At 47.3% G+C, this 14,349-nt stretch carries 12 protein-coding genes; 8 read left to right on the top strand and 4 right to left on the bottom strand.

Going from position 1 to position 14,349, the window contains the following annotated elements; all coding sequences use genetic code 11:
* Positions 1–105: 105 nt before the first annotated feature.
* Positions 106–1,950 (bottom strand): DNA topoisomerase IV subunit B, encoded by a 1,845-nt coding sequence (locus CRN95_RS02915; RefSeq protein ID WP_097020046.1) that lies wholly within the window; start codon positions 1,948–1,950, stop codon positions 106–108.
* Between the two features lie 222 nt (positions 1,951–2,172).
* On the opposite strand from CRN95_RS02915, the gene CRN95_RS02910 reads away from it, so the two are divergent.
* Complete coding sequence (locus CRN95_RS02910; protein ID WP_097020045.1) at positions 2,173–3,918, top strand: hypothetical protein; 1,746 nt, start codon at positions 2,173–2,175, stop codon at positions 3,916–3,918.
* Between the two features lie 82 nt (positions 3,919–4,000).
* On the opposite strand, the gene CRN95_RS02905 is transcribed toward CRN95_RS02910, so the two are convergent.
* A complete protein-coding gene (locus tag CRN95_RS02905; protein ID WP_159462263.1) occupies positions 4,001–5,170 on the bottom strand; it encodes an FISUMP domain-containing protein in 1,170 nt (389 codons plus the stop codon).
* 103 nt (positions 5,171–5,273) lie between these two features.
* On the opposite strand from CRN95_RS02905, the gene CRN95_RS14745 reads away from it, so the two are divergent.
* The 6 genes from CRN95_RS14745 to CRN95_RS02885 all read left to right on the top strand — a co-directional run bounded on the left by CRN95_RS14745 (position 5,274) and on the right by CRN95_RS02885 (position 10,596).
* Positions 5,274–5,654, top strand: coding sequence for a hypothetical protein (locus CRN95_RS14745; RefSeq protein ID WP_159462262.1), 381 nt, complete (start codon positions 5,274–5,276; stop codon positions 5,652–5,654).
* Positions 5,655–5,767: 113 nt separating this feature from the next.
* A complete protein-coding gene (locus CRN95_RS14895) occupies positions 5,768–5,911 on the top strand; it encodes a hypothetical protein (RefSeq protein ID WP_173463087.1) in 144 nt (47 codons plus the stop codon).
* An 83-nt stretch (positions 5,912–5,994) separates the two neighbouring features.
* Positions 5,995–6,684: an aspartate/glutamate racemase family protein gene (locus CRN95_RS02900; RefSeq protein ID WP_097020043.1), complete on the top strand. Its 690-nt coding sequence runs from the start codon at positions 5,995–5,997 to the stop codon at positions 6,682–6,684.
* Between the two features lie 468 nt (positions 6,685–7,152).
* Positions 7,153–7,986 carry a TIGR02147 family protein gene (locus CRN95_RS02895; protein ID WP_097020042.1) on the top strand — a complete coding sequence of 278 codons (834 nt, stop codon included), beginning with the start codon at positions 7,153–7,155 and terminating at the stop codon, positions 7,984–7,986.
* A complete protein-coding gene (locus CRN95_RS02890) occupies positions 7,973–8,983 on the top strand; it encodes a hypothetical protein (protein ID WP_097020041.1) in 1,011 nt (336 codons plus the stop codon). Before CRN95_RS02895 ends, CRN95_RS02890 begins: the two co-directional genes overlap by 14 nt.
* 17 nt (positions 8,984–9,000) lie before the next feature.
* A complete protein-coding gene (locus CRN95_RS02885; RefSeq protein WP_235002836.1) occupies positions 9,001–10,596 on the top strand; it encodes a hypothetical protein in 1,596 nt (531 codons plus the stop codon).
* 80 nt (positions 10,597–10,676) lie between these two features.
* Here CRN95_RS02885 and CRN95_RS02880 read toward each other — a convergent pair whose 3' ends face one another.
* Both CRN95_RS02880 and CRN95_RS02875 read right to left on the bottom strand, forming a co-directional pair.
* Positions 10,677–11,123, bottom strand: coding sequence for a hypothetical protein (locus CRN95_RS02880; protein ID WP_097020040.1), 447 nt, complete (start codon positions 11,121–11,123; stop codon positions 10,677–10,679).
* Positions 11,124–11,200: 77 nt separating this feature from the next.
* The gene (locus CRN95_RS02875) at positions 11,201–12,100 is read right to left on the bottom strand and encodes a hypothetical protein (RefSeq protein WP_088629900.1); all 900 of its coding nucleotides are present in this window, start codon (positions 12,098–12,100) and stop codon (positions 11,201–11,203) included.
* Between the two features lie 534 nt (positions 12,101–12,634).
* On the opposite strand from CRN95_RS02875, the gene CRN95_RS02870 reads away from it, so the two are divergent.
* Positions 12,635–14,290 carry a type II secretion system protein GspD gene (locus tag CRN95_RS02870; RefSeq protein WP_235002835.1) on the top strand — a complete coding sequence of 552 codons (1,656 nt, stop codon included), beginning with the start codon at positions 12,635–12,637 and terminating at the stop codon, positions 14,288–14,290.
* Positions 14,291–14,349: the final 59 nt, after the last annotated feature.

The raw sequence follows: 14,349 nt of genomic DNA, 5'->3' as shown, positions 1-14,349 counted from the left end.
CTCCTACGAACCTAAGAATTGTAAAGCAACAAGTTGCTAACAATTCTATATCGCCCTTATCAGGCTCAGAATGACGTTGACTGCGGTTGGCCGCAGTGATGCCGCTTACAGTTCTTCCACTGCTTCTGCTCTTAGGTTCAGCACGATGTGTTCCTGGCGCATTGGCGTGTTATTGCCCATATAGTATTCCAGCATCTTGCCAAGCGAAGCGTCGGGCGGAATGCTCACCGTTTCAAGGCGCATGTCTTCGTTGATGAACTGTCCGAATTCTTCCGGGCTGATTTCGCCAAGACCTTTGAATCGTGTAATCTCGAGACCTGTCTTGCCGATTTCTTTGGCGGCCTTGTCGCGTTCTGCTTCGTCGTAGCAGTACTTGGTCACCTGCTTGTTGCGCACGCGGAAAAGCGGCGTCTGCAAGATGTACAAGTGCTTCTGTTCCACAAGTTCCGGGAAGAACTGCAAGAAGAACGTCATGAGCAAAAGGCGAATGTGCATACCGTCCACATCAGCATCGGTCGCGATAATCACTTTGTCGTAACGCAAGTTCTCGAGACCGTTTTCGATATCGAGCGCGTGCTGCAACAAGTTGAATTCTTCGTTCTCGTACACGACCTTCTTCGTCATGCCAAAGCTGTTGAGCGGCTTACCGCGGAGGCTAAACACAGCCTGCGTCTGCACGTTACGAGCCTTGGTGATAGAGCCGGATGCGGAGTCACCTTCTGTAATGAAAATCATCGATTCGCGGTTGAGCGCGTTCTTCACGTCGGTGAGGTGGATCTTGCAGTCGCGCAGCTTGCGGTTGTGTAAGTTCGCCTTCTTGGCGCGTTCGTTTGCAAGCTTCTTGATGCCTGCGATTTCCTTGCGTTCACGTTCGTTCTGCGTGATGCGGTTGAGGAGCGCCTTTTCGGTTTCGGGATTCTTGTGCAAAAAGTTGTCGAATTCGCTGGCCACGTAATCCACAACCCAGGAGCGCAGCTGGGCGCCACCCGGAGCGACCGTCGTCGAGCCGAGCTTTGTCTTGGTCTGGGATTCGAAAACCGGTTCCTGGATGCGCACGGAAATTGCGCCAATGACGCAGTTGCGCACGTCTTGCGGGTCCAAGTCCTTCTTGAAATGGTCGCGGGCGCCTTTGACAAGACCTTCGCGGAATGCCTGCTGGTGCGTACCGCCCTGCGTGGTGTGCTGACCGTTCACAAAGCTGTAGTAATGTTCGCCGTACTGGTTCCCGTGCGTGAAGGCGCATTCGATATCCTTGCCCTTGAAGTGGATCACCGGGTAGCGGATGGAATCGTCCACGTGCTTGTTCAAAAGGTCCAAAAGGCCGTTCGGGCTCGTGTAGACCTTGTCGTTCATCACGAGCTGGAGGCCGTTGTTCAGGTAAGCGTAGTTCCAGACCTTCTCTTCCATGTAGGCCGGGAGGAAGCGGTAGTTCTTGAAAATGTCGGCATCCGGTTCAAAGTAAATTTCGGTACCGTTCTTTTCGGTTGTAGCGCATTCCTTATAGTCCTGCACTAGCACGCCGCGGCAGAATTCGGCCTGCTTCATGCGGCCATCGCGGTAGCTTTTGACAATGAATTTGGTAGAAAGAGCGTTTACAGCCTTTGTACCCACGCCGTTCAAGCCGACGGATTTCTGGAACGCTTCGGAATCGTACTTACCACCCGTGTTGATCTTCGATACGCAGTCGATGACCTTGCCGAGAGGAATGCCGCGCCCGTAGTCGCGCACACGGGCTGCATGGTCGTCAATATTGATTTCAATCTTCTTGCCCGCACCCATCACGAATTCGTCGATGGAGTTGTCGATAATTTCCTTGACGAGCACGTAAATGCCGTCGTCCGGGCTCTGTCCGTCGCCTAGTTTACCGATGTACATACCGGGGCGCAGACGGATGTGTTCATGCCACTCTAGGGATTTGATGCTGTCTTCTGTATATTTCGTAGCTGCCATTAATCAATCTCTTTTATTAGGTCGTCTCTATGTTTTGAGGCTCCCTGGCTTTCGTTTCAATAAACCGTAACAAATATATAAAAATTTTGAATAGTGCTCATAAGGGCAAAATAAAATGATGTAAACTAAGAAAAAACGTGTGAAAATAGTCTCCAAACGGAGCAAATGCGAAAAAAATGAATTATTGTAAACTTTTTTTGAAAATTATGATATATTGCTTATATGAATATTACTAAAAACATATTTTTCTCTGCAGCTATGGCTGCCTTCATTGCTACCCTCAACGCCTGTGGCGGCGGCGGTGGTGGTGTTTCTGGAAATGGTGGGGATTCTCTGGTCGGCTACCTCGAAACGAAGGACATCCAAAGCGATCTGGGAAACCTGGCCGAATTCGCCTACTACACCGAATACATCAAGGTTGCTCCCATAGCCTTCATGGCTTCTAGCAAGGGACTGTTCACCGATAATGTGGATAGTAGCGAAGCTGGGGAGTTTTTTGGTGTGTTGACCAAAATGAGTGAAAAGGCTGATGAATACGAGTCTGCCTTGTCGCGTATAGACAGTAAGCAGGCTTTTATGAGCGAAACTCCGGCTGCCCTCCAGAAAGTGGGCCTTTTCTACGCCATGAGGGATTTCTTCCGTTCCCTAAGAGGGTGTGGCAAGGCGACCCGCGAAAAGGCCATGGCGGTTGCTGGCGAACTGAAGGATAAAAATCAACTGAAAATTCTTTTCGATGGCCTTGATGCTAATCAAAAGAGAGGGGAAACGGATTATCTGAGCTGGTGGAAAAAATTTAATAACGGGGATTACGATGACGCCTCGCTCCAGATATACAACAGAATGTACTATAATACAGAAAGCTCCTTTGCTGAAGAAGCGGAATTTATCAATAAGACGGTGGCAAAAACTGGAGTGGAATTGTCAGAAAAGGCCGCGGCCTTTGAAGTGGAAATCCTAAAGACCGCTTTGCCTGACGCCGTTACGGATGCCATGGGTAAAATAGAGACTGCGGAAAAAATCAATACTATCATTACTCAGGGTAAGGATATGTCTGCGGACGAATTAAAGGATAAGGTCCTAGATGTCTTTATCGAAGATTATGACGATGTGAAAAAGGCTTCTGAAATGTTGGGTGAAGATGTGGAAGCTATTTCCAACTTGACCAAAAAAATCTTAGATGATAATAGTTCTTTGACTGATGCCGCATCTTCGACAGTGACCTTTACAGATAAAGGTGAAACGGCTCTTAAAGATGGTAAAATGACTGTTGCTATTTCAAATGAGACCGGCAAGGTGACTATAGCCTTGGGTGTCAATGATAAAGGCGATCACGAGATTGTGCTTAAAGAAGGTGGTGAACATGTTGTTTCCTTTGTTGATGAAAGCGGGAAAAAATTCACTCAGTCGGTAGATGCCAAGCCTGGTAAAGATATCAAACTAGAAGGAAAATTGAATGAAAAGGAAATTCGTGAAAGCCAGGTGAAAAGTTCCTCTTCGAAAAAATACGGCAGGAGCTCTTCGAGTAAGGCTGTAGTGAAGTCTTCTTCTTCCGTGGCGAAGGGTGGTAAATTCCCAAATGATGTCCGTGGAAAGTGGACTGTTACGACGGAACTTTACATCCACAAGATTACGAACAAGAAAATGTGCACTGAAATTTGGGGTGGATCTTCCGAGGAATGTGTGGACAGCGAGGTTGAAGATGACTATTGCGTTGGCCAGTCAATGAACGTCTATTCCGATGGCTCTATAGACTATATAGCACGTAATGGCTCGACCGATTCGTTTAGCTATTCCTATAACAGCAAGAATGGTACGTTCACCTACTCCGATGCTTCTGGAAATAAATATACGGCGCAAGTAGCGACGGATGGAATTACGATGACGATGGAGACGGTGACGGACGCCAGCTATATGACTGTTACCCACCGGCTCATATTCAAGAAAGTCTCGAATAAAGTGGAAGACTAAGAGGTTTATCTCATTGCGACTACACAAAAGAAAATCGGCGATAAAAAGCCGATTTTCTTATTCCTAAATTCAAGTCCTTATCCTAATCCTTTATACACCGGACGGGCACGAACTGCCCTTTTTCGCGCGGGTCAACATTGCTGAAGTTGGCATGCGTTGTGGCGATGTAGAATTCTTTCCTTGAGTCTACCCAAAAGTATCCGTATGTCACGCCGATATAATCCCAACCATACGGATCGACAGCATTGATGGATAAAAGGGAAAGTCCGGATTCATTTTTCGCGCCGCGTTCGCCAGTCAGGCGTGAAAATAGTTTTGGCAAGAAAACGGTCGCTTCGTCGTAGGGCATTTCATCCCAGCTGGAAACGTCCGCTTCTTTTGGCAGGTGCCAGCCTTCGGGGCATGCGTGGGTGGCGGCGTCGGCATTGTAGAAGCGCCCGTATCTGCAACCGATTTTTTGTGCGCATTTGCTGAAATTCTTGATGAGGGAGTCGCTTTCGCTGTAGTAGTTGATGTTTTCTGCCATCCAGACTTGGTTCTCGAAAACGACGGTTCTGTATTTCTTGCCGTCTCTCGGATCGGTCAATGTATCGTATTTGATGTTCTCGTTGAAAAAGTATTCCTGAGGCAGGCTATCGACGAGATTGTCTCTAGAAAGGTACCACCGCCCTTCGTAGCAAATGTAGAACTCGCTTGGGAACGAATCGCTCGGGAAGCGCGTGTTGTTTGTTGTGCATTCCTTGTCGTGTGTTTCGTATTCCTTTGCGTTTGGTGTTCTCCAACTGTTGTAGGCGCAGACGAAATCCTTGCCGTTGTCTTTGCAATTGACCTTGTCCGAACTGCAACGGTACGTTTTGAAAAGTTCGTAATGGGAGGAGTCGCAATAGGGGAGCTGTCCGCAATGTCTCCACAAGTTTCTTAAAATGTATTGCGGTTCTTGAACGGCGTAATTGGTGCTGTATCTTCCGTAATCTCCCCAGGTTGATGTCGGGGTGATTGAGCTTAAGAATTTCTCGATAGAAAAATTTTCATAGACGGAACATATAAATGTCTCGTCAAAGGTCTCGCCTTTCGTAAATTTCTCGATGAAATCGCTTCTCGTCTTTGAAGAATCGTTGTCGGGAGGGATTAAATGTGAAAATGTATAGCCGATAGATGTGGAATGTAAAGACTGGTGCTGTAGCAGTGTGTCTAGGGAGAATATGGAATAAAGTTTTAGCTTTGCCGTATTGAACGCGCTGGTGGAATCCATGCCTTGCTTTACAAGATTTTCAACGACGCCAGCTGTTAGCTGCCTGATGACGCATTCGGGGTCCTCGTTGTAACTGTCTGGATCAAAGGAATTCGTGTAGGTAATGCAGTTTGTTCTTGCTGAACTTGGTGCTGTAGAACTGCTCGATACTTTTGTTTCGGGGGTTTGCTTGCTGGAGGATGAATCTTTTTTCAACGCATCGCTCGATGATGAAGTATTTGATGCAGGAGTGCTTGATGAGGTTTTTTGCTCTATAACGCTCGAAGATGAAAAGCCTGATATCGCGACTTCAGATGAAGAAATGTTGGAAGATGAGGTCTCGGATGACGATAAGTTGGTATATGATACGGAGGATGATGTATATGAAACAGCGGGGGCAGGTTCTGGCGCTGGTGCACTGACACTATCTTCGTCGCAACCTGTGAAAAACGCTGCAATGATAAATAATGTTATTGGAAAAATTGCAGATGCGTTATTTGAATGATTCATTTTTCCCCCTTTATTATTACGTAATATACATAAATATGTTTGACGTTTTTGTTAATTTATTTTATTTTTTAATTGGCTGTTGGGAGCTTTGATAGAAGGAGATTTTTTATGGACGCAATTCAGGTTGCGCGTGAACGTTTAAAAATCATCAAGTTGCTAGCCCAAAATGGCCGTGATGTAGCCATGGGCAAAGTGATTTCGTCCAAAGACGTATTTAAGTCCTTGGACCGCGAAGTTGTTACCCTTCCGTAAAATGTCATCCTGACGCCTATTATTTACGGCGTTGTGTTTGGCTAATGAATATTAGCCTTTAATGAATGTTAACGGAGAAATTTATGAAGACGATTGGTTTGATTGGCGGCATGAGCTGGGAAAGTACAATCACGTACTATGAAGTTTTGAATAAAGAAGTTGTCAGCGCGTTGGGCGGTTTCCACAGTGCAAAAATTTTGATGTACAGTGTCGATTTTGCAGAACTCGAGGCGAATATGTCCATTGGCGATTGGGATGGCAATGCGGCGATTCTCGCGGATGCTGCAAAGCGTCTCGAAAGTGCTGGTGCTGACTTTATCGTGATTGCTACGAATACGATGCACAAGCTGGTCCCGCAAATCGAACGTGAAATTCATATCCCGATTCTGCACATTGCCGATGCGGCTGCAACAAGCGTTATTCGCGATGGCTTTACGAAAGTCGCGTTGCTCGGCACCAAATTCACGATGACACAGGACTTTATCAAGGACCGCCTTAAGAGCGCTGGCCTCGAAGTGATTGTGCCGGAAGCTCCGGACATTGAAATTGTGAACAACGTGATTTTCAATGAACTTTGCTTGGGCAAGGTTCTTGATGCATCGCGTGCAGAATACCAGCGCATCATTGAGAGCTTGAAAGAACGTGGTGCTGAATGCGTGGTTCTTGGTTGCACGGAAATCGGCATGCTCATCTCCGCAGAGGATAGCGTGCTCCCCGTGTACGACACGACCATCATCCATGCCAAAGAAGCCGCCCGCCAAGCGCTAGAATAAGCTTTTTCCATTGTCATGCTTTTTTACGTCATCCTGACGCCTGTTATCTTCAGCGCTGTCATCCTGAGGGGGTTACCCCGAAGAAACGAGTGCGAGGCGAACAAAGCAAGACTGCTTGCAGGCTTATTTTTGAGCCAAAGCCTCGGACGGCGTAGCCGTCAATCCAGTAAAGTCTTGTAAAGCATAAATAAACTTAACTGGATTCCTCACTTCGTTCGGAAAGACGTGCAAGGTTAGACTGCACGAACGCTTGCGTTCGTATTGGATAACCGCAGCAGTCAAGCCCCGTTAGGGGAATGACGGATGAATAAGTGTTGCTATAATAGATTCTCTATATGCTACATGATGTAGTATATGCAAAATTTTTGTGAGAGGATTTTAGAAAAATGCTTAAATTTTGCAAAAATCTTTAATTTTGTAGCATAGAAAGACTTGATTTTTGAAAAATACGGTTTTATATTTTTTAATATGAAACCGATCATCGAATATACCGATTTCCGCATGTTCATGCGTGATTACTACGAGGAACGCAAGCGCTGTTCCGCGTTCTCTTGGAGAGAATTCTCCAAGAACGCAGGATTCAGTTCTCCCTCGTACATGAAGGTCGTTTGCGATGGTAAAAGCAAGTTGAGCCGTATCGGTGTAGAACGCACGGGTGCCGCCATGGGACTTGCCGGTTTCGAGATGGATTATTTCAGGGCGATGGTCAAGTTCGGCCAAGCCGAAACGGAAGAAAGTAAAAAAGCCGCCTACGAAGAAATGCTTTCCATCGCAAAGACGTACAAAGTCCGTACGATTGAAGGCGAGTTCTTCAAGTACTACGATACTTGGCACAACTCGGTTGTCAGGGAACTTGCCCCGATTATGCCGGGCGCCACTCCGGGCGAAATGGCTAAGATGTGCTATCCGCAAATTTCTGCTGCGGAGGTTCGCGATTCTCTCGATTTTCTCACGAAATCGGGACTTCTGAAAAAAGAAGATGAAAATTTTGTCCAGTCCGAAACTTCGATCAAGGGCACAACGGATGCAACGCGGCTTGCCATGAGAAATATGCATCGCCAAATGTCCAGGCTTGCGACTTCGGCGCTTGAACTCCCCAAGGAAATTCGTAATTTTAGTGGAGTGACCATGGGGCTTTCGCGCGAGTCGTTCCACAAAATCGAATGTGTGCTGAATGAATGCCGTCGCCAGATTATTGCCATCGCTGCTGAAGAAAAGAATATTGAACAAGTTTATCGTTTGAATTTGCAATTATTCCCCCTGACGAAAAACGTGAAGGAGAACGAAAATGAAGAAGTGTAGTTTGTATGAACTTATAACGCTCACGGTAATCTTTTCGCTGAGCTTCTTTGCGGGGTGTTCTTCGGATAAAATTGCAGGTACGTCCGAAGAGACGAACGAAATGGCTTATGAGGATTCCTCTAGCTCTGAAGAGGAATTGTCTAGTTCTTCCAATGAATCTAAGGATGTCGAAAAATCTAGCAGCTCGCGTGCAGTTTCGAGTAGCTCCGAAAAATCTAGTAGTTCTGTAAAATCGTCGAGTTCTACTGCAAAATCGTCTAGCAGTTCGAAGGCTGTATCCAGCAGCTCTTATATGGAGTCCTCGAATAGTACGCCTCCTGGAGCCACAAGTTCTTCTACTGGTGTTGATGTGAATAATAATTCTAGCAGTTCTGTGAATCCAGGTAAAATAGAAGATGGTTCTAGTAGTTCCGAAAGACCTGTTGAAGGATCAGCAAAGCCGAATACGCTAGACTATTACTTGGATTTGCTCAATCTCAAGTCGGTCTCTTTTGACAGTGGTGTTATGTCGACATCAATTGGTCAAAACAATGATGCTCATTCACAAGAACCGAATCCGCCGATGACGCCCGAATTTGATTCTCCTTGGCCGCACAAAATTGTAAAGCAGAATGTCGATGCGTTGCAAGAATACTTCCCGATGGCATTTGCGATGTATCCTCAAATCATCAGTGCGATAAAGAATGAAACTTTGGACGAAAATTGTGGACTTTATACGTTCAATGTGTATAGCGATGGATTGACTGCAGCCTATATCGTTGCTGAAATTACCGAGAATGTCATCAAGGTGCTTGATGTTCCTGCAGGCGATTGCAAGGCGATGTCTTCAAGCGAAGTGTCTAGGTTCCTGTTCTACTACTGTGGAAAACTCAATAGCCATGCCGAAACGGAACATGTAAAGATTGATATGGATTTGTCTGATAATTGCCCGATTCTTAAGGTGGGTAATGAATGGGTGAGCGAAAGATCGCCTGCGCCATCAAAAAAGAACTTATAAATTAAGGAGAAAACATCATGAAAAAGAATCATTATGTCAAGGCGATGAGCCTTGCCGTTATGGCGGCTACCTCTTTTGCGGTCGTTGCCTGCGATAACGATGCTTTAAGCGGCCCTGATTATAACGGAGGAGGCGACGGAAAGTCCTCGTCTGTTGAACAATCTGGCCCGCAATCCTCTAGTTCTGAGCTTGTTGTAAGTTCTTCATCCGATATCCCGCTCAGCTCGCAGTGTGCCGCATTGCTCCCTGAGTGTGGTTACACCGTCGAACAACTTTGTGAATTTGGGGTGACCAACTATTGCACAAGTAGCTCTTCTTCTGATAAGTCGATGAGTTCCAGTTCTGTTGTTGCTAGTTCATCTTCTGTGCGCGTGTCGAGTTCGAGCGTTTTTGAAACATGCAAGCATGTGAGCGATGTCGTATGTGAACCATGCCCTCCTGGGGAAAAGTGCGTTTGCCATCCGTGTGAATTGAACATGGAACGAAAAAGCAATGATTGCATTACTGGCGAAAGTCTTTATTGTGAAGACGGTGAATGGAAAACTCCTGCAGAAATGTGTCCGAATGGTCGATGGACCACGAGCTGTAATGGCGTTGAAACTTATGAACCTATTTGTTGCACGGAATCGTCTTTCAGAACCTGCAAGCATATTTCGGATTACGATGGCATGACGGAGCAGGGAAACTGCGTAGGTCAAAACGGCCTTACTGCTGTTGACTGCGAGACGGAAGCGAATTATGAATGTAAAGACAATTATTGGAAGCCGGTTGCTTGCCTGAATATCAAGCCAAGTGAATGCAAGCCGGGAATGGGTGGCTGTGGATATACTCTTTGCCAACCGAAGGGCATCCGCGAAATTGCCGATTGCGAAACATCTGTGAAGTATTATTGCGACGGAGAAATTTGGCAAGTGAATGGAAATGCCGATAACAAACGTTGCGCCCAAGGTGAACTTGAATACTGCGAAGCATGCTTTAACATAGGTGCCATTAATGGTCATTACAAGTGCGAGAAAGGCAAATGGAAAAAGTTCGGCATGGGTGACGAAACCTGCCTACACATCTCTGATATCAAGTGCGATGAAACTGTGCAAGGCTGCCGTTCTTGTGGTGGAAACCAAGGCGAAATCGCAATTGATTGCGAGACAGGAAATGAATTTATGTGTGATCGTGGATTCTGGACTTTGAATGTCAAGGATTGCGAAAACGGAATTGGAGATGGATGCGCAATTCCGGTCTGTAATGCCCTTGCTCCAGAATGCGGCTATAGCGAATACGAACTTTGCAACAAGTATGGCATCGATAGATACTGCAATGACAAGTGGCTGAGCGAACCTTGCGATGGCTCCGAATCTAGCAGAGACCTCCGCATCGTGGAATCCAATAATAGTTTCAGAATCGAAAACTACATCTGCGTCAATAACAAGTGGGTGGAACGCTTCAGGTATTACGAATGCGGTGAAGAAGTCGATTGCGACCGCCCGTCTCTGCGTTGCCAGGCAAGCCCTGTAATCGGAACCGCTTGCGAAAACGAAGGCGAGGCTAGCGATATCGATGGCTGCGTGTTCTTTTGCAGCGCCGGTCAATTCATCTACGCTCCGGCACCGTGGTGATAAGCTAAAAATTGATCAAAAAAAAGCGACGCCATTCGGCGTCGCTTTTGTGTGGGTTGGTAAAATTCAAATCTTTGGTCTTAAAATTTAGGACCTTTAGGGAAAGGGACGTGTTCGTTTGGACGTGGAACATCGAACGGCGGGTTTTCTGGGTGCTGTTTTTCCCATTCGTCGCGATTCTTTTCGATTTGCCCTTTTTCTTTGTTGATAATATTTTCTTTCGCGATATTCTTGTTTTCGTTTAGCGCGTTGTTGCTCATTTTTTGCAAGTTGATGTCTTGCTGGATATCCTTGATTTCGGCATGGGCATTTGCCTTGATGTCCGAGAGAATTTGTTGCCGTGCTTGCTTGCGTTCTTCACGTAAGCGCTGCCAGTCCTCTTTCTGTTTCTGTCCAAGGTCAGGAACGTCTTGCGAAATTTCTGACCTTTCTGCAGGCGTCGCGATATCGGATTCCGGTTGAGCAAACGGAACCGCCACGAATACCGAGCTGGTCAAAAGTGCAATAAGTTTGTTTGCGTTTTTCATAGCGTTAACCTTGAAAAGACTCGGAAAAAAGAGGGCGACGGATGCTCCCGTCGCCCAGATTTTTAGGAGGAAAGTCCTTATTCAACCTGTGCTACGGTCTTTTCTTCTTTTACAGTTTCTTTTTCAGCCTTCAAAGCTTCGCGTTCTGCTTTCTGTGCTTCGCGTTCAGCCTTTTTAGCTTCCATTTCAGCCTTGCGAGCTTCACGTTCAGCCTTCAAAGCTTCTTCGCGTTCTGCACGCTGAGCTTCGAGTTCAGCACGCTTGGCTTCCATTTCGGCCTTCTTAGCTTCGCGTTCGGCCTTCAAAGCTTCTTCGCGTTCTGCGCGCTGTGCTTCAAGTTCAGCACGCTTTGCTTCCATTTCAGCCTTGCGAGCTTCGCGTTCAGCCTTCAAAGCTTCTTCGCGTTCTGCGCGCTGTGCTTCGAGTTCAGCACGCTTTGCTTCCATTTCGGCCTTCTTGGCTTCGCGTTCGGCCTTGCGGGCTTCTTCGCGTTCAGCACGCTTAGCTTCTTCTTCGGCGCGCTTTGCTTCCATTTCGGCCTTCTTTGCTTCGCGTTCAGCTTTCAAAGCTTCTTCACGTTCAGCACGCTTTGCTTCTTCTTCAGCCTTCTTAGCTTCACGTTCGGCCTTCTTGGCTTCGAGTTCAGCCTTGTGAGCTTCGCGTTCGGCCTGGAGTTCTTCTTCCGTCTTCGGGGTCGGCGGTTCGATTTCCGGCTTCGGCGGCTTCGGAGCTTCTACCTTAGCTTCGTCCTTTTCGAGCTTGATCTTGTCGAGGAGACCCTTGCGAGCTTCCTTGCTTTCTTCGCGCATCTTCTTGAAGTCTGCCTTGTCGACAACTTCGGATTGGACTTCTGCTGAAATTTCAGCGGTAATTTCGGCCTTGACGCTCTTCATGTCAGAGGCATCGCTCTTGGCAGATGCATTGGCAAAAAAGGCAAGCGTAGAGATTGTGAGGATTGCAATGAATTTTGTTTTCATGATTTTTCCTATGATTGTGGGTGGATTTTTTGTTTCCACCCTGTATTTAGCAAGAACCGTGCCAATTTTGGAAATGTGGCGAAATTGCGTAAATTTCGATGTTTTTGTTCGAAAAGTCCTTTTTGCTGGTCTTAAAACCCATGAAAAAACGAGGTAATTCGCCTCAGTGGGGATAAAAGTTCCGAAAATTTATTTGGTTGTTGGTTTTTGGTCAATGGTTCTTAGATTATAAATCAATAACTAATGACCAATGACTAAAGGCCTCCGCCTTGCTTTTGCGTTCGCAATTTTGTACATTGACTCCGCAACTTATTATATCATTTCTTAGATCCTTAATATTATCCCGGGCAGGGGCCGCAATTGTAGCGCCAAAGAGCGTTCGCATTGAAAAAGCGGGCATGCGCATTTTAGGAGAATCGTGTGCTTCTAAGGATCTTGGGAATTTCCCTTTTGACATTGTTGTTGTCTTCGTCGGTGGCGGGAGCGCGTTCGGTTGAAAAGCCGAAGTCTGTTCGGACTTCGCCGGGGGCGGTTATGCTTGATTTTGCGGATGTCGCGCTCTCGGAGGTGGCGCGGACGCTTTCGCTTGCGTATGGAACGTCGATTTTGACGGATGATGTTGGCGATGTGCGCGTGACGTTTCACTTGGAGGGGGTGAGTCTTTTCGAGGGGCTGACTTCGCTTTGCGCGGCGCATGGGCTAGATGTGGTGCTGGAGGGGCGTGTGTACCATATTCGGCGTTCGCGCGTGCAAAATGGTTCGATTGCACTCACGGATTCAGGCGTAGTCGTTGATGTCCAAAACATGAACGTGCGCGAGTTTGTGAAGGAATTTGGGCTGAACACGGGCGTGAATGTGCTTGCGGATTACGACGTGGATGGTGTGGTGAGTGGAAATCTGAGGGGAATGGTTCCGGAAATGGCGTTTCGCGTGCTGATGGAATCTAACGGGTTTAAGGTACGCGGGAAGCGCGGGTGTTTGCGGGTTTCTCGTGCAAAAGCGGGGGACGGCGGGAAAGCTCTGAACGGTTCGCCGGATGGCGCGGAAGTTTCTGTGGAACGTGCGGGAGACCTTTATTCGGTGGATTTGCAGTCGGCTTCGCTCAAATCGGTGCTTAAGGCAATTGCTGAAGAAGCGGGGCTCAATTTGGCGGTTTATGGCGATTTGAATGAAATAGTGCAGATGTCGTTCAAGGATGTTTCGTTGCCGGAACTTTTAGCGTCACTTTTTCGCGGAAGTGCGTTCACGTTTCGGCTAGATTCGTCGTCGCTTTGGGTCTCGGAAGAAGGGGCGAAAGCGCTTGCCGATGTACAGGTATTCCCGCTAAAGCATGTGTCGCCTGAGAAGGCTATGGCGCAGCTTTCGAAGTTTATGAAAGGATCGGAACTGAATGTTTCGGAATATCGCGAGCAGAATTCACTGGTGCTTGGAGGTTCGCCGCGAGCGATTGCGCGTGCTGCGGAGCTCTTGAAAATGGTCGATGTGCCCCAAATGCAGGTGACGCTTGCGTGTGTGATTGTGGAGTTTCGCAAGGGACGTGGTTTTGCGATTGGTGTGCGGAGTGGGGCAACGCGAAATGTGGGAGAGCGCGATATTCAGGCGCGCGGATTCTTTGATTTCTTGGGCAAGGATATTTCCAAATCGGGGGCGTTCGGAAAAATTGGAATCTTGCCGGATCGCTTTGAGCTGGAGCTTTCGTCGATGGAAGAGAACAATGAGGCGAAGGTTCTTGCGCGCCCACGCGTGACAACGCTGAACGGCAATAAGTCGGAACTCAACGTGACGAATACGGTCTATTATCTTGTCAGTCAAGTTTCTGCGGATGGGTACCCGATTACGGATTACCGCTCGTTTAACGATGGTATTTCATTGGAACTCACTCCAACGATGACGCAAGACGGTTTGATAACGTTGTCTGTGTCTCCAGAAATCAAGACGGCGGGCAGGAGCACTGGCGATGGGCCGCGAGACATCAGTTCTCGGAACATGAAGACAACTGTGGTGTTGCGTGATGGCGAAACTTTGTGCTTGGGTGGGCTTATTCGCAAGAACAAGACGGAGGTGCGGCAGGCGGTGCCGTTCTTGGGGAGTATTCCGATTCTTGGGCGGTTATTCAGTTACACCTCCGAAGAAGAGGACGAAAGTGAACTCGCGATTTTCATTACGCCAACAGTTGAAGTTAAACGATAAATGTTTTTTTTCTTCGTCATCCTGACCCTGAAAGGGGAAGACAACTCAGAAGGCGAGTG

It is taken from the genome of Fibrobacter sp. UWB16 (assembly GCF_900215325.1).
In the GTDB taxonomy this organism is placed as follows: domain Bacteria; phylum Fibrobacterota; class Fibrobacteria; order Fibrobacterales; family Fibrobacteraceae; genus Fibrobacter.
The sequence above is the reverse complement of the archived record's forward strand: the minus strand, read 5'-3'. Positions and strand labels throughout refer to the sequence as shown.

Coding starts and splice junctions, on each gene's coding strand:
- CRN95_RS02880 (WP_097020040.1), bottom strand. CDS start 11,123: ATGAAAAACGCAAACAAACTTATTGCACTTTTGACCAGCTCGGTATTC.
- CRN95_RS02890 (WP_097020041.1), top strand. CDS start 7,973: ATGAAGAAGTGTAGTTTGTATGAACTTATAACGCTCACGGTAATCTTT.
- CRN95_RS14745 (WP_159462262.1), top strand. CDS start 5,274: ATGCAGTTTGTTCTTGCTGAACTTGGTGCTGTAGAACTGCTCGATACT.
- CRN95_RS02905 (WP_159462263.1), bottom strand. CDS start 5,170: ATGGATTCCACCAGCGCGTTCAATACGGCAAAGCTAAAACTTTATTCC.
- CRN95_RS02895 (WP_097020042.1), top strand. CDS start 7,153: ATGAAACCGATCATCGAATATACCGATTTCCGCATGTTCATGCGTGAT.
- CRN95_RS02900 (WP_097020043.1), top strand. CDS start 5,995: ATGAAGACGATTGGTTTGATTGGCGGCATGAGCTGGGAAAGTACAATC.
- CRN95_RS02875 (WP_088629900.1), bottom strand. CDS start 12,100: ATGAAAACAAAATTCATTGCAATCCTCACAATCTCTACGCTTGCCTTT.
- CRN95_RS02870 (WP_235002835.1), top strand. CDS start 12,635: ATGCTTGATTTTGCGGATGTCGCGCTCTCGGAGGTGGCGCGGACGCTT.
- CRN95_RS02885 (WP_235002836.1), top strand. CDS start 9,001: ATGAAAAAGAATCATTATGTCAAGGCGATGAGCCTTGCCGTTATGGCG.
- CRN95_RS02915 (WP_097020046.1), bottom strand. CDS start 1,950: ATGGCAGCTACGAAATATACAGAAGACAGCATCAAATCCCTAGAGTGG.
- CRN95_RS02910 (WP_097020045.1), top strand. CDS start 2,173: ATGAATATTACTAAAAACATATTTTTCTCTGCAGCTATGGCTGCCTTC.
- CRN95_RS14895 (WP_173463087.1), top strand. CDS start 5,768: ATGGACGCAATTCAGGTTGCGCGTGAACGTTTAAAAATCATCAAGTTG.